This is a genomic window from Thioalkalivibrio sp. HL-Eb18 (genome assembly GCF_000364985.1).
In the GTDB taxonomy this organism is placed as follows: domain Bacteria; phylum Pseudomonadota; class Gammaproteobacteria; order Ectothiorhodospirales; family Ectothiorhodospiraceae; genus Thioalkalivibrio.
Window position 1 is genome coordinate 157,195 of record NZ_KB822964.1, and the last position, 23,635, is coordinate 180,829.

The following is a 23,635-nucleotide window of genomic DNA, read 5'->3' on the forward strand; positions in this document are numbered from 1 at the left end:
GAAGGAGAGGCGGGACTCCAGCGCTTGCCTGGTAACCGCCGATCTAGTAACCGGCGATCGGGTCGACCGGGGTCACCGCGGGCTCGCCCTGCGCCATCGCACGGGCATTGCGGATGAAGATCTCGAGCGCACGTGCCATGTAGTGTGGCGAGGTACCCGAGACATGGGGTGTGACGAGGACGTTCTCCCGGTTCCACAGCGGTGACTGGGCGGGAAGGGGTTGTTGCTCGAAGACATCCACCGCCGCGCCGCGCAGGCGTCCGGCATCCAGCGCCCGGATCAGCGCCTGCTGATCCACAACCCCGCCGCGCGAGATGTCCACCAGCACGGCCCCCGGCTGCAGCCGCTGGAACTGGGCTTCGCCGATCCGGTGCCGGGTGTCCCGGGTGAGCGGCAGGCATACGATCAGGTCGTCCACCTCCGGCAGGCGGTCCTCCACGCTATCCAGGGCAATGACCTCGTCGGCGCAGTCATGGGGGCGCGGGTTGCGCTGGACACCGATCACGCGCATGTCGAACGCCCGGGCCCGGCGCGCCACCTGGGTACCGATATGCCCCATGCCGAGTACCATGGCGGTGCGCCCGGTCAGCTCCCCGAGCCAGCAGCGCTCCCAGCGCTTCTCGCGGCTTTGTGCGTTGAAGCGGTCGAAGTGCTTGGCGAAATAGAGCATGGCCCCGATCGCATACTCGCTCATCGGGGCGCCGTGGACGCCACTGCTCTTGGTCATCAGCAGACCATCCTTGGGGAATGGCATGTCCCAGATCTTCTCGACCCCGGCGGACAGAAAGTGCACCCAGTCATAGCGCGACAGGCGGTCCAGGGCGTCGGGCAGCCAGGGCAGGGTGGGGGCGATCACCGCATCGACCGCGAGCCCCTCGGGTATGGCTTCGGGCTGGCCGGCGAAGGTCAGCGTGGTGCCGGGTAATGCCTGCTGCAGATGGGCCTCGATCGTATCCTGCTGGTTCTCCAGAACCTCCGGTTTCTGCAGGAACAGTGTGTGGCTCAGGCGCATGCACGGCTCCGGTTGTGCATGCGGGCCGCCAGCCGGAAAGTACGGGTGCGGATCTCGTCGCGGTTCTCCAGCAGTGCTTCCGGGGGGGCCGCGCGAAACTGCTGTTCCGCGGCCTGCAGCCGCTCCAGTTCGCCGCGCAGGCGCGCCGTCCCGGTGGCCGGGTCTTCCTGACTGACGACCTCGCGGAAGGCGCGCGAAAGGATCACCCATTCGGACCCAAGGCGGACATGTTCGCCCAGGATGGATTCGGCCGGGACCTCGCCCTTGCCCACCGCGCCGACGCCCCCGAACCCGAACGCGACGCCCGCCTCGCGGCACAGGGCGGCCGGCGCCTCCAGCATGCCGCCGGCCAGCGGTTCGAACAGGAAATCGAGCCCGGATGCCAGGCTGAGATCATTCAGGCCGATATGAATCTGGTCCTGTGGCCCGAGCAGGGGCAGGTAGGACGGCAGTCGGATCAGGGCCTGCGGGGTCTCGACCAGCAGGGTCACCGGCACCTGTCCGCCGACGGCGTCGAGAAAGTGCTGTACCTCGTCGATACGGGTGAACATCGGCAGCATCAGCCGGTCGGCGCCGGCGTCGATCGCCTGACGGACCTCGGAGGGCGTCTGCGGAGCCGGCGGATTGATGCGCACCATCAGCTCTGCGCTCGTGAGCACGCTGGAGATGCGTCGGACATCGTCGAGCGTGTGCCGCGCCTTGTGGGTGTCCAGATGACCCTGGCGTTCGGCCTTTCCCCGGGTCTCCATGTCGACGAAGATACGCGCGATTTCCGCTGCCTCGGCCTGCCGGGCGACGTCGGCGGAGGCCGTGATGAACATGTGTTTCAGGGTCGAAGTCATTCCATGTCCCCTTGCTGTCGGTTACGCAGTGAATCGCGATAGGTACGCCAGTTGATCCCGGCCTCGCCGTAGACCCCCTGGCCGGTCAGGACGACGTAGACCGTCTTCAGAATCAGCCCCAGGTCGTACAGCAGGTTGTGCTGCGCGGCATATTCGGTGTCGGCCTCGAGCTGCTGGATCCAGCCCAGCGTGCGGCGACCACGGACCTGGGCCAGTCCGGTCAGGCCGGGACGCACCGAAAACCGGGAGGCGTAGGAGGGGGGCACGACCTCTACCTGCTCCGGCAGGATCGGGCGGGGACCGACCACGCTCATGTCACCGCGCAGGATGTTCCACAGCTGCGGCAGCTCGTCGAGACTGGTCGCACGCAGCCAGCGACCCACGCGGGTAATGCGCGGGTCGACCCCGGTGCTGACCACCTGTTCCTGGTGCTGGTCGATCGCGTCCGGGTCGCGATCCACCATGGTGCGGAACTTCAGTACCCGGAACGGCTGGCCGTTGAAGCCAATGCGTCGCTGGCGGAAGAGGATCGACCCGGGGCTGTCGAGGCGAATCGCAATGGCGATCAGCAGCAGCAACGGGGCCAGCACGAGCAGCGCCGCCATGCTGGACAGGATGTCGAACAGGCGTTTGAGGATGGCGTTCATGCGAGCTCCATCGTGCGCAGAATGACGCGGTTGACCTGCCCCACCTCGTACTTCGCCTCCACCCGATCGCGCGAGGCCCTGGCCATGCGCGGCAGCAGTTCCGGGTGCTCGAGGAGCCGCTGCATGGCCTCGGCCAGTGGCGCGGAGGTCCGGGGCGGGACGAGGAGGCCGTTCTCGCCGTCGACGACGGTCTCGCGGCAGCCCGGGGCGTCTGTGGTGATGATCGGGCGGCCCACGCTCATCGCCTCCAGCACCGAACGCGGGGTGCCTTCGCGGTAGGAGGGCAGGACGAATACGGAGGCCTTATGCAGCCAGGGCCGAACATCGGCCACGCCACCGACGAACTCGACAATGCCCTCGCGCTTCCAGGCCTCTACCTGCTCCGCCGAGATCGTGTGCGGCAGGTCCGGGTTATGGGGGCCGACCACCACGAAGCGGGCATTGGGGTGTTGCGCGTGAACCTGGCGCGCGGCCTCCACGAACTCGAGGATGCCCTTCTCGGTGAGCAGACGGCCGACAAACAGGAACAGCGGGTCGCCCTCGGGAAGGGGATGCTGGGCGAAGCGGTCCACGTCCACCCCGGAGCCGTTAATGCGAACGACCCGCTCGGTATCCGGCAGCACACCCCGATCGAGAAAATCCTGGAGGTCATCCGGATTCTGGAAGAACACGCGATCGCAGCGGGCCAGGGCTTGGCGATACAGGCCGGAACTGATCGTGCGCAGGATGCGCGTGCGCCAGGACTCGGTGGTAAAGGCATGCCCGAGACCGGTAATCATCGCGTATACCCGCGGGACCCCGGCCCAGCGGGCGGCCAGAGAACCGTACACCACGGGCTTCACGGTATAGCTGAACACGGCCTCCGGTCGCAGGCGCCGCATCAGCTGGGTCAGGGCGAAGGTCGTGCGCAGGTCTTCAATCGGGTTGACACCGGTACGGCCCAGGTCGAACGGGTAGATCGGGATGCCCAGCTCCTCGACCTCGGGCAGGTAGTCCTTGCGCGGGACGGCGGCGGCCACCGTTTGGCCGCGGCGGCGGATCTCGCGGATCAGGTCACCGCGGTTGGCGATCAGCGACCGGGCATTGGCCGCCACGATCAGGAGATCGATCCCGCTGTGTTCCCGCGACTCGCTTTCCCGGTCGGCCCGTGCCGTGCTGGTGGCATCCCCACGCAGGGTGGTGGCCACCCTGCGGTGCTCGGTGTTCTGCATGTCTGTTGCTCCTGTTCCCAAGAGGTGCCGGGTGGTCTCCGCCTACGCTGGAGAGGCCTCTCGGAAGTCCTTGTGCATGGGTACAAAAGGTAAACAGGACAATGATTTATCGCCATGTTTCGGGGTGCTCAAAGTGTGCGAGACACCCCGAAAAGGCAGACCGGCTCAAGGGGGATGGCCGGTTTATAGACGCAGGTCACTCGCCTCGGGCGGGAGTACCGATTTCACGTCGAAGATCACCGCGCGTTCGCGCCCGAATTTCTGCAGGCCCTGGGCGCCGAGTTCGACGAACTCGTGGTGCGGAACCGCAAGGATGATGGCGTCGTACTGGCCCTGTTTCGGCGCCTCGGTCAGCAGGTCCAGGCCATACTCGTGACGGGCCTCGGCGGTATCCACCCAGGGGTCCCAGACATCGACTTCGGCGTTGTAGCCGTGCAGGTCATGGATGATGTCCACCACGCGCGTATTGCGCAGATCCGGGCAGTTTTCCTTGAACGCGAGCCCCATCACCAGGACACGCGAGGCCACGACCGGGAACCCTTTGCGGATCATCGACTTGATCGTGCGATCCGCGATGTAGCCGCCCATGCCGTCGTTGGTGCGGCGGCCGGCGAGGATCATCTCCGGGTGGTAGTTAGCGGCCTGTGCCTTGTGCGTCAGGTAGTACGGGTCGACGCCAATGCAGTGCCCGCCCACCAGGCCGGGTCGGAATGGCAGAAAGTTCCACTTGGTCCCGGCCGCGGCCAGCACGGCCTCGGTATCCAGGTCCAGGCGTTCGAACAGCATCGCGAGTTCGTTGATCAGGGCGATGTTCACGTCGCGCTGGGTGTTCTCGATCACCTTGGCCGCCTCGGCTACGCGAATACTGGCAGCCGGGTGGGTGCCGGCGCGGATGATGCGGGCATAGAGCGCGTTGACGAATTCTGCGACCTCGGGGGTGGAGCCGGAGGTGACCTTGACGATATCGGGAATGCGGTGTTCCTTGTCGCCGGGGTTCACCCGCTCGGGGCTGTAGCCGAGGAAAAAATCGCGGTTGAGCTCGAGGCCGGATTCCGTGGCCAGCACAGGGGCACAGTCTTCCTCGGTCGCGCCGGGGTAGACGGTGGACTCGTAGATCACCACGTCCCCTGGCTTCAGGGCGCGACCCACCGTGCGGCTGGCCGCCAGCAGCGGGCCCAGGTCCGGCCGCCGGTGGGCATCGATCGGGGTGGGCACCGTCACGATGAACACGTTGCAGTCCTGCAGTCGCCCCGGATCCGCGGTCAGTTCCAGATGCTCGGCGGCGGCGAGTTCCTCGCGGGAGACCTCGCGTGTGCGGTCGTGTCCGCCGCGCAGTTCCTCGACGCGGCCCGTATCGATATCGAAGCCCAGCGTGGGAAGGACCCGTCCGAACTCGGCTGCCAGGGGCAGGCCGACATAACCCAGACCAATTATGGCCAGACGCGGGGCGTCCGGTGCCGCAAATTCCGCCATCTTCCAATCTCCTGTGTGAATGTTGGTAATGGCCCCGGGAGCGGGGCAGGTGCGCGCGAGTCGCGCGCGGCCGATCAGGGCGCGGCACGCCGCGGTTGCGGCAGTTCCGCGCCGGAAGTCTCCGGTAGGTCCGTCGTGCTGTTCGGGGCTGTCGAGCGAGTGGCGCCGAGGCGTCGCAGTCGTTCCCAGCGCCACAGGCGGCGCCCGGCCAGGCCCGCCGCCAGGGCGATCAGGATCCCGAGGAACTTGGCGCGATGGCGGGCGGCGGTCCCGAAGTTGCTGGTGCCCCAGGCGAAGATGATCGCCAGGACGATGAACACTACGACCAGCAGCCGGAAGTCCGAGCGATGCCACCAGTGGCGGCGATACACCGCCAGCAGCAGGACCAGTGTCAGATAGAACAGACCCTCTGCCATGCCGATCAGGTGGACAGGCGAGCGCACCTCCCACAGCGGGGGACCGAACAGCAAATAGCCCACCCGGACCGGGGTCAGGGCTAGTGCCTGGAGGTCATTGGACGGGATCAGGAAGGACGGGTAGGCGGCCCCGCCGCGGGCGCTGCGCTCGGCCCGCTGGTCCAGCGTCTCGGTCTGTTCCATCACATCGCCCAACTGCCCGATCGACGAGAAGCGCATCTCGTCCATCACCACGAATCCAAGGACCCCGGCCGTGCCTAGCAGCATGCCGCCCAGCAGCAGGCCCGGGCGCAAATGCCCCAGATCCGAGGCCCGCAGGAATTCCTTGATCGACCAGCCGACCAGTACGACCGCGATGCCCGCGATCGCAAACACCGCCGCGCCATGCACGACCGCCGCACCCAGCAGCACTCCGACGGCGGCCACCAGGAAACCGGTGCGCTGACTCTGAACCCAGCGCACCAGCCAGAGCACGCCCAGCAGGAAGAAGGCCGTGAACCACACCTCGCGCAGTGGCACGGCCGCATTCACGATCAGGATCGGGAACAATGCGGCGATCCAGGCCGCACGCACGGCGGCCTGGCGGTCCCAGAGCTGCTCGGCGATGCGCGCAATCAGATAGACCGTCAGCATGCCCAGGGCGATGTTCACGGCCTGGAAGGCCAGGGGGGCGCGGTCGGAACAGGCATAGATGTTGGCAATCAGCCAGCTGTGCAGGTACGAGCTGCCCATGCTGAAGTGGTCGCCGAGATTGCCGCAGCCGTTCTGGGCCCAGAACCAGGCCCGGCGCTCGAAGCTGATCGCATCGGCGCCACCCTGAGGGAGGGGAAACAGGAAGCGCTGCACCAGCGCCGCCCCGATGCGCGCCAGCAGGGCCGCCAGCAGGGGCCACAGATAGCCCTCGCGTCTGGCCCCGGTCCACAGTACGGCGACCAGCACCACCATCAGGAAGCTGGCCGACAGCAGCAGCTCCATGGTCGTGAACGGGATCGAGGTATAGCTCATGGCGAGACGGGCGCGGTATGGGCCATCGCATCCCGGAACAGGGTCTGGTAGCGCGCGGCCACGGCCTCGAGGGCGTAATGCGATTCCATGCGTGCACGGGCCTCGCCCCCCAGCGCGTGCAGGCGCTCACGGCCCTGGCCGATGGCCCGGACAATGGCGTCGGCCAGATCCTGCGGCTCGGGGCTTGCGGCGACAAAGCCGGTGGACCCGACCACGCGGGCGGCATCGCCGATATCGGTGACCACGGCCGGTCTGCCGCAGGCCATGGCCTCGCCCACGACATTGGGGAAGCCCTCGCCCCAGCGCGAGGGCAGCACCAGCAGGTCCAGGCCCGGGTAGAGGGCCTCGGGTTCGGGGGTGGGCGGCAGCAGCGTGACATGCCGGTCCATCCCGTGTTCGCGGATGGCCTGGGCCAGCGGGTTGTCATCCGCGGACACCCCGGTGCCCACCATGACGCAGTGCACGTCGACTCCACCCCGGACCAGGTGCGCCAGGGCGGCCACCAGTCCGGCATGGTTCTTCATGGGGTGGGCGCGCCCGACCATGCCCAGCAGCCAGGTGTCCGCCCCGATACCCAGTTGGGCGCGCAGCCCGGGGGTGGCGTCCGGCGCCGGATGGAAACGCGCGAGGTCAAAGCCGTTGGGCAGGACCACGCGGCGATCCGCGGCGAATCCCAGCGCCTCGTGCTGCGCGGCGGCGGTGGCGCTGTTGTAGACGATGCGGGCCGGATACCGCGACAGCCAGGCGCCGGTGCGGATCACCCAGCGGGTCCCGCGTTTCTCGTGCGCCAGGTCATGCACCGAGTGGCGCACGTTCCAGAACACCGGGCCCTGATACCCGAGACGCCGGGTCAGCGAGGCCGCCAGGTTGCCGTGGTACATCCAGCCCATCACGCCATCGGGCTGATAGGCGGCCAGCGCGCGGCGCAGGGCGGCGATCCATCCCGTGGAGAGCGGGTTGTGCAGTCGCCCGGTATAGACCGGGATACCCTGCGCCCGGATGTCGCCGGCCATCACCCCGGGTTCCTTGAGCGCGAACACGGCGCCGGCGTCCGGTGCCGCGCGCAGCAGGTTGCCCAGCTGGCGCTCGGCGCCGCCCTGGCCGAGCCCGTTGATCACGTGCAGGATCTTCACCGTCGGCTCTCCTGCAATTCGCTGATCACATGCAGGTGCTTGCCGCTGGGCGACGGCGGGATCGCGTTCACGCGATCGATATCCAGGCGTGTGCCCGCGCCGAGTTGTTCGCGGATCTCGGGCTCCAGGCGCGCCTGCAGACGCTGTTCTCGCTCGCCCTGCGGGGCACGATCGATGGGGATCAGGCGCAGGCGGATATGATCTTCCGCGTGCTGGACCCACTGGTACTGTCCGATCCAGTCTTCCGGGTACAGCAACTGGCGCAGCCACCCGCCGAATACCACGGCACCGCTGGTGCCGCGGATATGGTCGGTCACGCGTCCCCATACCCCCTCCAGCAGCGGCCATTCCCGCCCGCAGTCGCAGGCCTCGCCGGACCAGCTGGCCAGGTCGCCGATCGCATAGCGCAGCAGGGGCATGCTGTAGTTCGTCAGCGAGGTGACCACGACCCGCCCGGGGGTGCCGGGTGGCGTCGGACGGCCGTCGTCGTCGAGGATCTCCAGGTACTGGGTCAGCGGGTTCACGTGCAGCCCGCGGTGGTGCTCGCATTCGCAGGCGATGTCACCCACCTCGCGCGAGCCGTAGCGGTTGAACACGGGGGCATCGAAGGCCTTCTCGATGGTCTCGCGCATGTCGGGAAAGAGCGTTCCGGCCGAACTCAGCACACTGCCGATACCCGGCACACGGACTCCCCGGCGCAGGGCATGCCGGGCGAGTTCGTGGCCACTCTCCGCGTAGATCTGCAACTGACTGGGCGGCGCGGCGCGCAACTGCTCGAGGTGCGCATCCATCGTCTCCGGGTCCATGCGGTAGGCGTTCAGCAGGGTGCGATTCTTCAGCCGTTCGGCGAGGCGGCGGGTGCCCCGGGGTGCGGTGAGGTCGCGCGAAGCCGCCCACAGCACGGCCTTGGGCTGACCCGGGCGGTAGCCGGTCCAGCCGTCGAACAGGGCCTTGGTGGCGCGGCCCCAGCGGCGATAGGCGGTGTCCTGGTAGAACGTGGCCGGCTCGCCGGTGGATCCCCCCGAGGTGTTGCGCCGCAGCCCGGGTCGAGGTCGCTGTGCGCACAGGCGTTCGCCCTCGCGACGGATGGTGTCCTTGTCGAGGATGGGCAGCGACAGCAGGGTGGCCAGCGGATCGGCGGCGATGGTGTCCGCATCGGGCAGGATTTCGCGGTAGTACGGCACGTCGTCGCGTGCGTGTACCAGCAGGCGCGCGAGCCGCTCGGCCTGCAGGCGCTGCAGGGCGGGCAGGGGGAGCCGCTCCGCCCGGCGCAGCGCGGCATATTCGCGCGGGCCGGAGAGCCAGGGGAGGAGGGCACCAAAGGCCAGGGACATGACGCTTGTGCCTCAGGCGCTGGCGGTGCGCATCGAGCGCAGGCTGGAGCGCGCCCGACGGGCCAGCTCGAGCAGCGGCCCCAGACGCGAATACTGGATCGTGCGTCGCGACTCGCGCGAGAAGCGGCAGGGCTGGCAGTGACCACAGGGCTGGCCGAGGATCGGCGAATGACAGAACCACGACTGTTCGAGCAGCGGCAGGAAGCCTTTGGCCTCGGCGTCGTACTTCATCGCCTCCTTCGTCACCGACAGCAACGGGAAGCGGTAGTACTGGAACAGCTCCCAGGCGAAGTCGTCCTCGCGGAAGCGGAAGTCCCCGTACTGCGGGTTGCGGAAAAGACGTTCCTGCAACTCGGTGCCGGCCTCGTGGCCGGTGAGCGACAGTTCCAGGTCGCGCAGGCCTTCCTGTTCGCACAGGCGGGCGAGCCAGTCGTACTGGGTACCCACATGCACCTCGCTCGCCAGGCGCTGGTAGAGCTCGGTGATGTTCGGGTCCTCGAGGATGTCGCTGCGCAGATAGACACGAACCGGCGCCACGCGCCCGCGGGCCTCCGCCCGCGCCTCGATGCCCGCACGGATGTTGGCCATGGCCCGCAGCTCGTACACATAGGATTTCCGGCGCGGGTCCAGCACGTAGATCGGCTGTACCTTGCGGTTGCGATAAAGCGCCAGGTCCAGCAGGCGGTAGCTGGAGTCCCAGCCACCGGTCCACAGCAGTTTGATGTTGTGCATGTCGTTCTCCTGATGGCAGTGGCGGATCAGCGCGGATAGCCGCGCGGGACCGAGGGCAGCAAGGGTCCGAAGCAGGACTCGTTGCGCGACCAGGCCACCTGCTCTGCATTCCACTCGAGGATGACGGGCTCGCCGCTGGCCTGAATGCAGACGTCCCAGCCAATGAAGCGCAGATAGGGGATGCGGCGATGGGCGTTCAGGCACAGCTCGCGTACCGCGCCGAAGTTGGGGATCCGGCAGTCCTTTACGTCCACGCCGCTGTCGGGGTGGACCGAGCCGATGCTGACGCAGACCGGGTCGCGCAGATGGCCGTCCAGCCAGCCCTCGCCATCGACACCGACGAAGTAGCCACCGGTGGAGACGTTGTCGGTGCGCTGCCCCTCGCGGCCCAGGCGGAGGAAATGGTTCAGGATGCGCAGTTCCCCGGATTCCGGATCGAGGAAGGTCAGAACCCGCAGCGTATTGACCGAGCTGGCGTTGATCCGCGCGATATCCGGATGCTGCTCGATCAGGGGCTGCACGATGCAGTTTCCGGGGACCTTGCCGAGCTCTTCGGCCACCTGCTCGGTGGTCGTGAAAGTCACGCCGAGGCCCTGGCGTCCCTCGTCGGGCTTGATCACATAGGTCTTGCCGGGCTCGAGCCGGGAGAGGGCGGTTTCCAGCGGCTCCGGCGTCCCCTGGGCATCCAGGTACTGGCCACCCACGCGCACGAAGACCGGGGGCACGACGCTGTCCGGGAACAGGCGCGAATCCATGGTCTTGAGTCCGCTCAGGCGGCGGATGTCCTGCCGGTTCCAGAGCGGGTTCAGGTGTTCGGTGTAGTAATCGTCGCCGATCCACCCCTCGACGAACTCGCGCCGCACCTCGGTGTAGGCGGCCAGCCATGGCCACCAGGACTCGCTCCCGTAGGTATCGGTCGCATAGCGCTTGATCCGCTGCAGAACCGGGCGGGTGACCGCCGATTCCCCATGCGCGCGGATGAGTTTCTCGCGCCACTGGATGGCAATCTTGCGTGACTTTTGCAGATGGCGCAGATGGACCGCGCGCGCAATGGTGCGGGCGATGCGGCCGCTGTTCTTGATCTGCAGCGGCTGGGATTGAACGTGCGTCACGGGCAACTCCTCGTGTGGTGTCGACACGGCGGGTTCAGCCATGGGTGCCGGAGGCCGCAGGGCCGGGGACGGACTGGACCTGGGGGGCATCGGCCTCGGTGTGAGTGACCAGCTCGTCGAAGTGGCCAACGGAGGCGAACGAACCCCGTTCCAGGTGGGCGACCTGATCGCAGGCGCGCACGGTGCTCAGGCGGTGCGCGATCAGGATGATGGTCTTGCTGCGTGACAGGGACTCGATCGCCTCCATCACGGCGCGCTCGGTTGCGGTGTCCAGGGCACTGGTGGCCTCGTCGAACACCAGGACGTCGGGGTCGTGGTAGAGGGCGCGGGCGATCCCGATGCGCTGGCGCTGGCCCCCGGACAGGCGCACACCACGCTCGCCCACCATCGTGGCGTACTGCTCCGGCATGTCCTGAACGATGAAGTCATGCACCTGTGCCATGCGCGCGCAGCGCTCGACACGATCGTGGTCGATCTGCGCGGCGGGAATCCCCAGTGCGATGTTTTCGGCCACGGTCGAGTCGGTCAGGAAGATGTCCTGGGGGACGTAGCCCAGGGACTGTTGCCAGGCGCGCAGGTTGGCATCGGTGACCGGCTGGCCATCCACCAGTATGGCGCCCTCGGTCGGGCGCAACAGACCCAGCAGAACGTCGACCAGCGTGGTCTTGCCGGAGCCGGTGGTCCCGATGATCCCGACCGATGTGCCGACCGGGATCTCCAGGTTGATGGCCTGCAGCGCGGGACGGTGTCCGCCTGGATAGGTGAACTCGATGCCCTCGAGCGCGATGATCTTCTGCGGGACCAGCGGCTGGGGGGCCTGGCGATGCAGTTCCGCCAGGGCCTCGCGTTCGCGCAGGTCCTCGGTCACGCTCTCCACGGCGGCGGCGCCGAAGCGAAGCTTCGCAAGGCCCGCGTAGATGTGCTGCGCGGCGGGCAGCAGGCGGTAGCCGGCAAAGGCGTACAGCCCGAGGATCGGCAGGATCTCGCCCAGCGCATCCGTACCGGTGCCGCCCTGGGTATGCAGCAGGATCAGGGTGAGCCCGATGATGCCGCCGAAGCCGATCGCCTCGATCAGAAATTTGGGTACCTGAGAGATGGTCTGGTTGGTCGCCTGGTGCCGGGCCTGGCGCTTGGAGGGGGCATCGAAGCGCGACAGGTACGCATGCTCGCGACCCAGCAGCTTGATGTCCTTGATGCCGCCGAGGGCCTCGCCGGCGGCGGTGAAGCGTTCCTTGTTGGCGAGCGAGCGATCACGGCCGATGCGCCCGAGCAGGCCGCGCACGAACACGAAGATCGTGCCATATACCCCGCCAATTACGACCGCGACCCCCAGCGCGAGCCACGGATCGACAAAGATCAGCAGTGCCACGATGGCGATGGTTACGACCAGGTAGGCGATCATCGTGATCCCGGGACGGAAGACATTCAGCACCAGCTGGTCGACCTCGGACAGGATGCTCTTCGCCATGTCGCCGCTATGACGGTTCAGGAAGAACGCATACGGCTGGCGCAGGTAGGTCTCCAGCAGGCGCTTGCCGAGGCTGTGGCGGCGCATCTCGATGAAGCGGTTCATCGCGTAGTGCGTGAGCGTGCGAAATACCGCCGAGAACAGGATCAGCGCGAAGGCCGCCGCACCCAGGGCAAAGATGAACTGATCCACCGAGTTGAAGCCGAGCCCCGTGTAGAGCTGGTTCAGTACCGGGTTGGTGTTGACCAGCTCCGGGTTACCCAGCACGGACAGGAACGGCATGATCGATGCGACCCCGGCGGTCTCCAGTACCGCCATGATCATCATCAGCCCCAGCACGAGCGCACCCCGGCGCTTCTCCGCCGGGGTGAGCAACTGCAGCGTTTTGCGGTAGACCCCCATCAGGCGGCCGCCCGGTAATACCCCAGATACCAATCGACGAAGCGGGCGACGCCCTCCTCGACCGATGTGGTCGGTTCGTAGCCGGTGTCGGTGCGCAGCGCCTCGACGTCGGCGTAGGTGTCCGGCACATCCCCCGGCTGCAGCGGCAGCAGGTTCTTCTCCGCCTTCTTGCCCAGGCAGTCCTCCAGGACCTCGATGTAGTGCATCAGCTCCACCGGACGATGGGCCCCGATGTTGTACAGCCGGTAGGGGGCTGCACTCGTCGCCGAGTCGGGCTCGGCCCCGGTCCACGCCGGGTTGGACCGGGCCGGACGGTCCAGCGTGCGAATCACGCCCTCGACGATGTCGTCGATGTAGGTGAAGTCGCGCCGATGATGACCATAGTTGAAGACGTCGATCGGCTCGCCCGCCAGGATCTTCTTCGTGAACAGGAACAGCGCCATGTCCGGGCGGCCCCAGGGGCCGTAGACGGTAAAGAAGCGCAGGCCCGTCACCGGGAGCTGGTACAGGTGCGCATAGGTATGCGCCATCAGCTCGTTGGCCTTCTTGCTCGCGGCGTAGAGGGAGAGCGGATGGTCGACGTTGTCGTGCACCGAGAACGGCATCGTGGTGTTGGCGCCGTAGACGGAGCTGGAGCTGGCGTAGACCAGATGTTCCACGCCGTTGTGCCGGCAGCCCTCCAGGATGTTGCCGAAACCGACCAGGTTGGTGTCGACATAGGCCGCCGGGTTCTCCAGCGAGTAGCGCACCCCGGCCTGGGCCGCCAGGTTCACTACCCGCTCCGGGCGATGCTCGCGAAACACCCGCTCCATCGCGGTGCGGTCGGCGATGTCTTCGTGTTCGAACACGAAGCGCTGGCGGGACGCCGGCAAGGCGCGGATGCGGTCCAGTCGGGCCCGCTTCAGGCTCGGGTCGTAGTAGTCGTTCATGTCGTCGACACCGATCACGGTGTCGCCACGCTCCAGCAGGCGCAGGGCCAGATGGGAGCCGATAAAACCTGCCGCGCCGGTGATCAAGACTTTCATGTCGCCTCTTCCTTGTCGGATGGATGGGACTGACGTGTCCGGACGTTTCGCTTGCCCAGGGGCGTTGTGACGAGGGTCCGGGTCACTCGTTCATGGGGTGAACGCGATGGATTCAAGCATCGGCCGGAATGGCCCCGCAACGCCGGTTCCGGGAAACGTGAGGTCGATCCGTCGAAGCTGTGACTCGCCCCGTAAGTTTCGGATAGCGGCATTGCCCGCAGGGGGTTGGCTGCCGATATTTTGCGCCAGTTCGACGACGATCCGGCCTATTCGTGACATGGTCGGCCCGCTTGAGGCGGACCCGGTGGGGCTCGCCAGGATGAATCGCAAGGTGACGACGCGGCCGTGGGCGCCAGGGGCGCTGCGGCCATGCGCAAAAGAGGAAGATCCATGAACGTGATCCCCCCCGTACGCTGGGTCCTGTTGCTGAGCCTGCTGGTGATATTGGGTGGGTGTGCCTGGGCCCCTGGCGGGCACATTGCCGAACGCACCTCCAGTGCCCCGGTCGAGGACCTGGTCGATATCGAGCCCATAACCTTTGGCCTGATCCGGGCCCAGGAGACCCGCTCGGTACCGCCAGACTTGCGCCGTGTAAGCGACGAGATGGCACAGGACGTCGATGAATACGATTACCGCATCGGTCGCGGCGACGTGCTGGCGGTCATCGTGTACGAACACCCCGAGCTGACCATTCCGGCCGGCAGCGAGCGGTCCGCTGTGGAATCGGGGAATACCGTGCACCCCGACGGGACCATCTTTTATCCCTATATCGGGCGCGTCGAAGTCGAGGGGTACACCGTGTCGCAGGTGCGTGACCGGATCGCGCGCGATCTCGCGACCTTCGTGAACGAGCCCCAGGTCGAGGTGCGCGTGGCGGCCTTCAACTCGCAGAAGGTCCAGGTGACAGGCTCGGTACGCGAACCCGGCGTGCAGCCAGTGACCAATGTGCCGCTGACCGTGCTCGATGCGATCCACCATGCGGGCGGGCTTTCCGACGATGCCAACTGGCACGAGGTGATCCTGACACGGGAAGGCGAAGAGGTCGTGATCTCGCTCTACGACATGTTGCGCTACGGCGACATGTCGCAGAACCGGCTCCTGCGCGATGGCGACGTGCTGCACGTCCCGGATACTGCCGGCCAGCAGATCTACGTGATGGGCGAAGTGGGCGACCCGCAACGGCTGCCCCTGGGCCGCGGTCAGCTCACGCTGATGGATGCGCTCAGCCAGGCCGGAGGGTTTAACGAGACTCGGGCGGACGCCAGCGGCATCTTCGTGATCCGCCGTGCACCACCGGACAGCGACAAGCTCGCGACCGTCTACCAGCTGGATGCGCGCAATTCCGCAGCGCTGATGCTGGGGGCCGAGTTCGAGCTGGAGCCGCTGGACATCGTGTATGTGACGACGACGTCGCTGGGCCGCTGGAACCGCGTGATCAGTCAGCTGCTGCCCACGGTCAGCGCGGTTTACCAATCCTCCCGTACCACGCGCGACGTGCGCCGCCTGTCGGATGACTTCTAGCCATGTTTAACCGGATTCTGGTCGTTTGTACCGGCAATATCTGCCGCAGTCCCGTGGGCGAGGCACTGCTGCGCGAGCGCCTGCCTGATCGCTCCGTGGAATCCGCGGGCCTTGGGGCTGTGGTCGGGGAGGGCGTCCACCCCGAGGCGCGGCGTCTGGCCGAGGCCGATGGTCTGGATGTCTCGGCACACAAGGCCCGGCAGATCGAGGCGGACTGGCTGCATCACGCCGATCTGGTGCTGGTCATGAGCGAGGGCCAGCGCCAGGCCGTCGGCGGGCGCCACCCCGAGGTGCTCGGCAAGACGATGCGATTTGGCCACTGGCTGGAAGGTGGCCGTGGCCGAGACATCCCCGATCCCTATGGCAAGAGCCCCGAGGTCTTCGTGCAGGCTCATGCCCTACTTGTGGAGGCTGCCGATGCCTGGGCACGGCGGCTGAACCGATGATCTCCGACACAGGTAAATCCCGATGACAAAGAACCATTCCCCCGGGGTGCCGGAAGGCGAACTGGATATTGGCCGACTGCTTGGCCAGTTGCTGGACCACAAGTGGCTGATCATTTTTATCACGGCGCTGTTTGCTATTGCGGGCGCGGTATACGCGACGCTGTCCACCCCGATCTACCGGGCGGATGCGCTGGTGCAGGTGGAGGACATGGGACGCTTCAGCAGCCCGTTGTCCAGTGTGCGCGAGATGCTGGGGCAGGAGCCGCGCGTCGAGGCCGAGCTGCAGATCCTGCGTTCACGCATGGTCCTCGGCCGCACGGTCGATCAGGAGGCGCTGGATCTGGTGGTACGCCCGCACCGTATGCCGGTGGTGGGCGATTACCTCGTTCGCCGGGGCGTGGAGCGCCCCGCCTTTGCTCAGTCCAGTGTCTGGGCGGGCGAATCGATCAACGTGGGCGAGTTCCAGGTGGCCCGAGCCTACGAGGGGCGCACCTTTACGCTGGAGGTTCTGGATGACGATCGTTATCGCCTGATCAACGGGGATCATGAACTGGGCGAGGGGCGTATTGGCGAGGACGTGGAGTTCTTTGAGGGTGATGTACGCCTGCGTGTGGCCGAAATGGATGCGGGGCCGGGGGCGCGTTTTGATATCCAGCGGCGCTCGCGCCTGGCGGCGATCAACAGCTTGCGTGGTCAGTTCGAGGCGGGGCAGCAGGGCCGCGAGAGTGGCGTGTTCAGCCTGACCCTGACCGATCCGGACCCGCAGCAAGCCCAGCGCATCCTGAACACCATCAGCCAGATCTATCTGACCCAGAACGTCCAGCGCAAGGCCGCCGAAGCCGAGAAGAGCCTCGAATTCCTGGAGGAGAAGGTGCCGGATGTGCGCGATCAGCTGCAAACGGCCGAGGATGCGCTGAACGAGTACCGCACAGAGCGCGACAGCGTGGACCTCTCGCAGGAGACCCGTGCCGTGCTGGACCGCCTGGTCAACCTGGAACGTCAGCTCAACGAGCTGGAGTTCGAGGAGGCCGAGATCTCCCGGCGGTACACGCCCAGCCATCCGACCTATGCGGCCCTGATCGACAAGCGCCAGAAGCTGCAGGAGGAGCGCAACCGGCTGAACCAGGAGGTCAGCGCGCTGCCGGAGACCCAGCAGCAGATCCTGCGTCTCAACCGGGATGTGGAGGTCAACCAGGACATCTACGTGCAGCTGCTCAATCGCATGCAGGAGATGGATATTGCCCGCGCCAGTACGGTGGGCAACGTCCGTATCCTGGACGATGCCCAGGCGGGGCTGTCCCCGGTCGAACCGCAGCGCAACATGATCGTGATGCTGTCCACGGTATTTGGCGGTGGCCTGGCGATTGCGCTGGTGCTGGTGCGCGGGATGTTCAACCGCGGGGTGGAATCACAGGAGGAGATCGAGGGGATCGACCTCCCGGTGTATGCCAGCGTGCCGCGTTCCAGGGCGCAGGAGAATCTGCTGCGCCGGGTGAAACGGCGCCACCAGTCGCGGGGGCATGACGTTCCAGGGGATGTACTGGCCTCGATCGACCCGGCCGACGACGCCATCGAGGCCCTGCGTGGCCTGCGCAGCAGCCTGCATTTCGCGATGCTGGAGGCCGAGGACAACCGGCTGGTGATTACCGGTCCGAGCCCGGATGTGGGCAAGAGTTTTGTTTCGGTTAACCTGGCGACCGTTTGTGCGCAGGCGGGACAGCGCGTGCTGATCATTGACGCCGACCTGCGCAAGGGGCATGTCCACCACGCCTTCGGTCAGCGCAGCGACGGGGGACTCTCGGAGTTTCTGGCGGGCCAGGAATCCCTGGAAGGGGTGCTGCGCCGCACGGATATCCAGGGGCTGGACTACATCGCCCGTGGCAGCGCGCCGCCGAACCCGTCGGAGTTGCTGATGAGCGACCGTTTCAGCCGCATGCTGGAGCAGCTCAGCCGCGACTACGATCTGGTGCTGATCGACACGCCGCCGATCCTGGCGGTGACCGATGCCGCCGTGGTCGCACGCCAGTGCTCGACCACCTTGATGGTGGTGCGCTTCCAGCTGAACCCGCTGCGCGAGATCGAGTCGGCACGGCGCCGTCTCGATGCGGCGGGAGTCGACGTGCGTGGCTGTATCCTGAACTCGATCGAGTACAAGGCCTCGACCAGCTACGGCTACGGTTATTATCACTACTCCTACAAGTAGCGGATCGCGGGGCCGCGAAGCGGCGGCCCCGATGGATTACCCCGTGGCCCCGGCGATTGCCGGGGTTTTTTGTTTGTCGAACATCGCCCACCGGGGAATGCGGCGCGGATCGCGAGCCTTGGGTGTTCGTGGTCGCGATGGCCGCAGGCGCGGCGGAGCTAGTACAGCGAACGTGGTGGTGCCGGTTGCCGGTTGCCGGTCCGGTTTGGGGCAGGCAACGCCGTGCCCCCGGGCACGGCGTTGCGGCTCCCTTGTGCAGAATGACTGCACGGCCGTCACCACGGCTTGTTCGCACGCAAACGCGAGTCGAGCGCAGACTCGCGATTCAATTAGCGCCTCGCCTGGCAGGAGACCGAACAGGCGGGTGTGACTGAGGGTCGTCGGACGATCAGAACACACGCGTCTGCCTGCGGAGGGTGGTGGGGCGCCGAGGCGAGAGAGCGTAACGAATAAGTCGCCATCGACAGTCCTGGTGTTCCCTGGAAGGAGCGGCTGGTGCCGGGCTGCCCTGTCATGGATTCGCGACCAGCGCGTATGCGCCGGTGTGCCGGGATTTTCCCGACTGCGTCGGAGGTGGCAAGGGGGAGGGAAGCCTGGGGCGCGAGTGCGAACGCGAACGCACACGCGCCTGACTCGGCGTCTTGTCAACCGGAGGGAAGGGTGTCCGGGACGCGATGCCCCGGACACCGGGGGATTAACGCCAGGTGGCGTCGGGCTCGTCCCAGTAGCGGCCGACCTGACGTTCTTCGGTGATGTCGAACAGCTGATGACGCCGGTTCAGGCGGGCACCACCGTCGCGGGTCAGCGGCTGCCAGGCGATGTTGGCCCGGTTGCGGCTGGAGGTGGAGAAGAAGGAGTCGTAGGGGACCGACAGGTACAGGCCCTTGTCGAAGCTGCCTTCGCCGAAATCGTCACCGGCGTCGGTGAAGGTCGACCAGGCGCCGACCCGCACGCCATTGGCGAACTCGCGCGAGAAGTCGAGGGTGGTCCCGAGGTCGCCGGCCAGATAGCGGCCCACGCTTACCCGTGCATGGATGTCCTGTACACCGGTGTCGATGTACGTGGTCACATGCCCGGTCACCTGCTCGTAGTCCCGCAGGCCGAACTGCTGGTTGAACTCGCGCTGACGTACCCAGTTGGCATCCACGCCGATGGCCCAGCGGCTGTTGAACGGGCGGTACAAGACCTCGGCACCGACACCTGCGTACATTGTTTCAAGAATGCCGCCATAGCCCATCGCATACCAGTTCTTGCCCAGGCGCTTGGTATGGGTGGCCTGCAGGTTGGTGATGCCGACGCTGGTCTCGGCGAGGTAGTCGCCAATGTGCGTGCGCACGCGAGGAAGGTCGGAATCGGCGATGTATTCGTAGTTCTCGAGGTTGTCCGCCAGGGTCGTCGATAGCATCGACGAGATCCAGGTGCCCTGGGCGAGGTGATAGCTGGCGTCAAGATAGGCGGACAGCCGGTACAGATAGCCGTCGGGGCCACCAAAGTTCTGTTCCAGCGAAGGACCCGCGCCCCACTCGAAGCGCCGGGGTTCGGCCTCGTAGAGGACCTCGCCACGATCATTGTTGGTCGTGGGTTCGATATCGCGCACCCGCACACTGTGCCGGTAGTCGGTCTCGTGATCCGCGGAGGCCAGGGCGCGGCCGAAGGCCTCGCGATCATGCAGGCTCTCACGCAGATCGAGGCCCAGTGTCTGCCAGCGGTACTGGAAGGTGTGGATGCCGGCATCGGCCTGTGCCTCGAGCAGACGGTTGGCCCGCCCTTCGGACTGCTTCAGGTTGCGGTAGCGGGCCGGTTCGCCCGTGACCTCGATGGTGTCGCCGACCTGGCGGATCTCGGTCACGTAGATCCCGGCATTGGTGTTGAGGTCCGTGGCCACCGCATCCCAGTCGCGGCGCTCTACATGGGCGGGGTCGACCGGGGCCGGGTCGTCGGACTTGGGCTGCGAGAGCCGTGCCAGGTTGGTCGTGAAATGCAGGCCCACCATCGCGGTATTGCCGCGCTGCCAGCCGGTATGCAGTTCGATGCTGTTGGTCAGTTTCAGGCGCGCCCCGAAATTGAAGCGGGAATCCTGTTCCTGGGCATTGTCCTGCGGCTCGTGCTGATAGGTGTTGCCCTCGTACTCGACCTGCAGCAGCAGGCGGTCCCAGGGCGTCTGGTACTCGACCCCACCGAACAGGGCCGCCGGGCCACGAAACATCTGGTGCGTCGCGATTTCGCCGCCCTGACCGCCGCCGGCGGAACGTGGCCGTTCGTCAAAACTGTCGTCAATCCAGCCAAGCGGCGATTCGATATCGCCATGGTTGCCGAGATAACCCCAGCCCAGCCCCAGGGAAAAGTCGAAGTTGTTCCAGCGCTTGCTGGCAACCAGATACTCGCCCCCGAACAGGGTAGTGCCGCCCAGGTCCTGGAACCCGACGGCCACTTCCGGGATATAGCGGCTCTCCTCGACCAGACGGAGTTTGATGTCCGCGCCTTTGTCGATGTTGTAACGGTCGTCATCGCCGGCGGCCAGGTAAGGTCGGTTCTCGACCTGTACATAGCGAAAGCCGAGCTCCATCCAGTCGAGCGGCTGTACGAAGACGCTCCAGCGGCGGTAGGGGTAGGTGCGATTCCAGCCCGCGGCGAAGTGACCGGCATCACCGGTGCGGGCCGTGGGGGTCTGCATCAGACCAATACCGCCGGTATCCCGCTGGCCCTGGCCGAGTCCGAACTCCTCGGCCTGTGCCGTGGGCAGGCCCAGGCCGAGGAGCACGGCGACCACCAGGCTGCGGCGGCGCATGCGCAAAGGTGTAGCGTTCATGGCAGTTTCCGAAGTGTGCAGTTGTCGCCCGGCAAGCGGGTCGCAAGAAAACGGGGCAGGCGCTGGTTGAGCAGATCGCCCTCTACCGATCCCCCCAGGTCACGGACATGGAGGTGCGTCATCACCCGGGTTCCGGGCGCGATCGCGGTGTCCTCGCGGTTCCAGGGCGCGGCGCCGAATACGTGGACCTCGCCGATCGGCGAAACCACGGCAGCCGTGTCGGTCCCGCGCAACGCGGCGCGCGAGGGCTTGGCCAGCAGGTCCTGCAGGGTCATCCCCGGGGTCCATTCATGGCGGTCCACGCCATCCAGGGACCACAGTTCCACCCAGTCAGGCGGGGTGCAGTAGCCGATGTGCTCCATGCCGGTCGGGTCGGGCGCTTGGCGCAGATTGGCCAGAAGCCAGGGCAGGTCGAGGCGCTCGGCGCTGCGTACATTGGGCGCCTTCTCCATCGCGTCGACGGTCTCGCTCCAGACACCGAGTGCCCGGGCTACCTCGGGGCGTCCGCCGATGTCCATCGTCTGTCCGATCAGTTCGATCTCGGCCAGGAGCCGTCTGCGCTCGTGGTCGATGGGCCGTACATCGCGGCTGCGCAGGGCGAAGCTGTAGGCCCAGTCGATGGGTTCGGACAGTTCTTCCTGCCAGGCCACCCAGGTCTCGGCGAGCGAGGGTTCGACCGGCGTGTCGTCGGTCGAGCCCACCGCAGGGGCGAGGGCCAGCAAGCCCAGGGCCAGCCACATGGGACGAAAATGGTTTTGCATCAGGCCTCCTGCGAGGGCTACCACCAGGGGCGAGCCACCTGCCAGGCGATCGAGGGACCATCCGGCCAGGCCTGGCCGTCGTATGCCCATAGATCGCGGGTTTCGGGGTCGCGCCAGAGGTCGGCGCGAGTCGTTCCGGCACCTTCCCAGTCGATACGCTCGCGGCAGCGCTCGAGTTCCAGGGTCGCGAGTGGGAGGTCCCGCGATGTGCTTGTCCCGCAGTCCAGGGTGCCCTCGCCGACATGGCGGACGATGGCGCCGGAGGGTGCGCGGACATGGCGTTCGACCCGGTAGGTGTCGGGGCTTGCCTGGCGCCAGGGGGGTGCATCGGTTTCGGGATGGTGTGTTCCCAGCAGGTCCTGTTCGAGACCGGACGTGGCAAACAGCCCCCCGTCACGCAGTTGCAGCGAAAGGCCCTCGGCGCTCGGCCAGAAGGTGTGTTCATCGGAGATGGCTCCGAGGATCAGTAACCCCTGATGGTGCTCGGTGCGAACCGCGAGCGAGGCATAGGGAATCTCTTCTGCCCGGGAACTCACCTCCGGCCCGCCCGTGACCATGCTTTGCAGGGATGCCCCCAGCGGCGTGGGACCCCCGCTACCGCAGCCCGTGACCAGGCTCACGAAAACCCCAAGGCCCAGACATGCGAAAGCCGCCCGGAGGCGGCCTTCGCGAAGGAAGTGCGAATTGGTTCGCATGGGTGCTCGTTACCGCGTGCCCGTAGCGGGGGTGGTACCCGTGCCCGGGGTCGTCCCGGTGGAAGCAATCAGGCCCACCAGGCGACCGGAGCGGGTCGCAATACGCGACACCGCGCCCGGTTCCGAACGCGCGGCGGCGGAGATGCCACCGGAGGGGGTGCCGCCGGCGACCGGCGAGCTGGGATTCCCCTGCGGGGCACTGGCGCTGGCGCCTGCGCTGGCACCACCGGTGGCGCCCGCGCCGGCGGACTGCGCCATTACCGGGCCGGTTACGAACACACTGGCAACAATGGCTGTGGCGAATATCTTCTTGATCATGGTCACGTTCCTCACTTCACCGGGGGGTGTCTTTTACCGGAGGCCAGTCTAGGAAGTGATGTCCGAAGGTGACAGTGGAGGGGAGCAATTCTGAGACATGAATACGAGGTTTCTCGTACGTGTTTTGAACGGCTTGGAAGTTTTGCGGCCTGGAGGTCACATTCAGCCGCGCAACCTTGCGCCCCCGGATTTTCACGCAACGTTCAGGTCTTCGCCGCTAACTTGAATGATGCAGTTGTGCAGTGCGGTCCCGTGGCCGCGCAACGGAGGCAGAGATGAAGAAGACAGTGTTGTTAGCGGCGGTGGCGAGCGTGGCCTTTCTGCTCGCCGGTTGCCAGACGCCGCCCACCAAACAGCAGACCGGAGCGGTGATTGGCGGTGCGGCCGGTGGGGTCATCGGTTCCCAGATCGGCGGTGGCCGGGGGCGGACCGCGGCGATCATCGCCGGTACGCTGGCCGGCGCAGCGATCGGCGGCTCCGTTGGGCGCACTATGGACCAGGTCGATCGCCAGCAGGTTTCGCATACCCTGGAGCACAACCCGGATCACCGGGCATCCACCTGGCAGAACCCCAATACCGGATACCAGTATCAGGCTACCCCCACGCGTACCTATCAGGCGCACGGGCAGGACTGCCGCGAGTACCAGGTGCAGACGACGATGAACGGCCAGCCGGAAACAGTAAACGGTACGGCATGCAGGGATGCGCAGGGACGCTGGGTCAATCAGTAGGAACGGTCATCTCCTACAAAAAAGGTTCATCGAAGGATACCGGGGAGGTATTCGTGCGCTGAAGGGCATCGTAATCTCGCGTGGAGCCGGGTTGGACACGGGAGAGGGGGATGCTGGACAAGAAGACGCTGCAGAAGCTGGGCGGCTGGGAAGGCTATCGGCTGGAACGTGCGGTATGGCCGGACGAGGCGGGCGGCACGCTGGAGTTGCACCTGAAGCCGACGCGGCAGTGGATGCACTGCGAACGCTGCGGCCACCGGACGCGTCAGGTGCACGAGACGACGCTGCGGCGGGTTCGGGATCTTCCCCTGTTCGAGTACCGGGTGGTGCTGGTGGTGC

21 protein-coding genes are annotated in these 23,635 nt (G+C 66.5%); 5 read left to right on the forward strand and 16 right to left on the reverse strand.

All coding sequences use genetic code 11. The features are described 5' to 3' along the window. Positions 1 to 43 precede the first annotated feature (43 nt). From F813_RS0105660 to F813_RS0105715, 12 genes are all read right to left on the reverse strand, one after another. Positions 44 to 1,012 (reverse strand): D-2-hydroxyacid dehydrogenase, encoded by a 969-nt coding sequence (locus F813_RS0105660; RefSeq protein WP_017925874.1) that lies wholly within the window; start codon positions 1,010 to 1,012, stop codon positions 44 to 46. Beyond that, positions 1,003 to 1,854, reverse strand: coding sequence for an aldolase/citrate lyase family protein (locus F813_RS0105665; protein ID WP_012982021.1), 852 nt, complete (start codon positions 1,852 to 1,854; stop codon positions 1,003 to 1,005). Before F813_RS0105665 ends, F813_RS0105660 begins: the two co-directional genes overlap by 10 nt. Continuing rightward, positions 1,851 to 2,501, reverse strand: coding sequence for a sugar transferase (locus F813_RS0105670; RefSeq protein ID WP_012982022.1), 651 nt, complete (start codon positions 2,499 to 2,501; stop codon positions 1,851 to 1,853). Before F813_RS0105670 ends, F813_RS0105665 begins: the two co-directional genes overlap by 4 nt. Beyond that, positions 2,498 to 3,712 carry a glycosyltransferase family 4 protein gene (locus F813_RS0105675; protein WP_012982023.1) on the reverse strand — a complete coding sequence of 405 codons (1,215 nt, stop codon included), beginning with the start codon at positions 3,710 to 3,712 and terminating at the stop codon, positions 2,498 to 2,500. Before F813_RS0105675 ends, F813_RS0105670 begins: the two co-directional genes overlap by 4 nt. Before the next feature lie 183 nt (positions 3,713 to 3,895). After that, positions 3,896 to 5,185, reverse strand: coding sequence for a nucleotide sugar dehydrogenase (locus F813_RS0105680; RefSeq protein WP_012982024.1), 1,290 nt, complete (start codon positions 5,183 to 5,185; stop codon positions 3,896 to 3,898). A 74-nt stretch (positions 5,186 to 5,259) separates the two neighbouring features. Next, on the reverse strand, positions 5,260 to 6,606 hold the full coding sequence (locus F813_RS0105685) for a glycosyltransferase family 39 protein (protein WP_012982025.1): 1,347 nt from the start codon (positions 6,604 to 6,606) through the stop codon (positions 5,260 to 5,262). Continuing rightward, a complete protein-coding gene (locus F813_RS0105690) occupies positions 6,603 to 7,739 on the reverse strand; it encodes a glycosyltransferase (protein ID WP_017925875.1) in 1,137 nt (378 codons plus the stop codon). Before F813_RS0105690 ends, F813_RS0105685 begins: the two co-directional genes overlap by 4 nt. Then, positions 7,736 to 9,073: a phenylacetate--CoA ligase family protein gene (locus F813_RS0105695; protein ID WP_017925876.1), complete on the reverse strand. Its 1,338-nt coding sequence runs from the start codon at positions 9,071 to 9,073 to the stop codon at positions 7,736 to 7,738. The genes F813_RS0105690 and F813_RS0105695 overlap by 4 nt, the downstream gene beginning before the upstream one ends. A gap of 12 nt (positions 9,074 to 9,085) precedes the next feature. Further along, positions 9,086 to 9,805, reverse strand: coding sequence for a hypothetical protein (locus tag F813_RS0105700; RefSeq protein ID WP_017925877.1), 720 nt, complete (start codon positions 9,803 to 9,805; stop codon positions 9,086 to 9,088). A 26-nt stretch (positions 9,806 to 9,831) separates the two neighbouring features. Further along, a complete protein-coding gene (locus F813_RS0105705; protein WP_017925878.1) occupies positions 9,832 to 10,917 on the reverse strand; it encodes a sugar-transfer associated ATP-grasp domain-containing protein in 1,086 nt (361 codons plus the stop codon). A 34-nt stretch (positions 10,918 to 10,951) separates the two neighbouring features. Then, complete coding sequence (locus F813_RS0105710) at positions 10,952 to 12,787, reverse strand: ABC transporter ATP-binding protein (RefSeq protein ID WP_017925879.1); 1,836 nt, start codon at positions 12,785 to 12,787, stop codon at positions 10,952 to 10,954. After that, positions 12,787 to 13,812 (reverse strand): NAD-dependent epimerase, encoded by a 1,026-nt coding sequence (locus F813_RS0105715; protein ID WP_017925880.1) that lies wholly within the window; start codon positions 13,810 to 13,812, stop codon positions 12,787 to 12,789. Before F813_RS0105715 ends, F813_RS0105710 begins: the two co-directional genes overlap by 1 nt. A gap of 390 nt (positions 13,813 to 14,202) precedes the next feature. On the opposite strand from F813_RS0105715, the gene F813_RS0105720 reads away from it, so the two are divergent. The 3 genes from F813_RS0105720 to F813_RS0105730 are packed head-to-tail and all read left to right on the forward strand — an operon-like array spanning position 14,203 to position 17,982. After that, positions 14,203 to 15,333 (forward strand): polysaccharide export protein, encoded by a 1,131-nt coding sequence (locus tag F813_RS0105720; protein WP_012982032.1) that lies wholly within the window; start codon positions 14,203 to 14,205, stop codon positions 15,331 to 15,333. A 2-nt stretch (positions 15,334 to 15,335) separates the two neighbouring features. Beyond that, entirely contained in the window at positions 15,336 to 15,779 is a 444-nt protein-coding gene (locus tag F813_RS0105725) for a low molecular weight protein-tyrosine-phosphatase (RefSeq protein WP_012982033.1), read from the forward strand. Between the two features lie 22 nt (positions 15,780 to 15,801). Continuing rightward, positions 15,802 to 17,982, forward strand: coding sequence for a polysaccharide biosynthesis tyrosine autokinase (locus tag F813_RS0105730; protein ID WP_012982034.1), 2,181 nt, complete (start codon positions 15,802 to 15,804; stop codon positions 17,980 to 17,982). 694 nt (positions 17,983 to 18,676) lie between these two features. Here F813_RS0105730 and F813_RS0105735 read toward each other — a convergent pair. The 4 genes from F813_RS0105735 to F813_RS0105750 form a co-directional block, all read right to left on the reverse strand. Next, positions 18,677 to 20,770, reverse strand: coding sequence for a YjbH domain-containing protein (locus tag F813_RS0105735; protein WP_017925881.1), 2,094 nt, complete (start codon positions 20,768 to 20,770; stop codon positions 18,677 to 18,679). Between the two features lie 17 nt (positions 20,771 to 20,787). Next, the gene (locus F813_RS0105740) at positions 20,788 to 21,531 is read right to left on the reverse strand and encodes a capsule biosynthesis GfcC family protein (RefSeq protein ID WP_017925882.1); all 744 of its coding nucleotides are present in this window, start codon (positions 21,529 to 21,531) and stop codon (positions 20,788 to 20,790) included. A gap of 38 nt (positions 21,532 to 21,569) precedes the next feature. After that, complete coding sequence (locus F813_RS0105745; RefSeq protein ID WP_017925883.1) at positions 21,570 to 22,109, reverse strand: YjbF family lipoprotein; 540 nt, start codon at positions 22,107 to 22,109, stop codon at positions 21,570 to 21,572. Between the two features lie 147 nt (positions 22,110 to 22,256). Then, positions 22,257 to 22,565 carry a hypothetical protein gene (locus F813_RS0105750; protein ID WP_012982038.1) on the reverse strand — a complete coding sequence of 103 codons (309 nt, stop codon included), beginning with the start codon at positions 22,563 to 22,565 and terminating at the stop codon, positions 22,257 to 22,259. A gap of 275 nt (positions 22,566 to 22,840) precedes the next feature. Here F813_RS0105750 and F813_RS0105755 point away from each other — a divergent pair, with 275 nt between their 5' ends. Continuing rightward, entirely contained in the window at positions 22,841 to 23,296 is a 456-nt protein-coding gene (locus tag F813_RS0105755; RefSeq protein WP_012982039.1) for an RT0821/Lpp0805 family surface protein, read from the forward strand. A 110-nt stretch (positions 23,297 to 23,406) separates the two neighbouring features. Next, positions 23,407 to 23,635, forward strand: a 229-nt coding sequence (locus F813_RS0105760; RefSeq protein WP_017925884.1) for a transposase family protein, incomplete at its 3' end; no start/stop codon positions are given.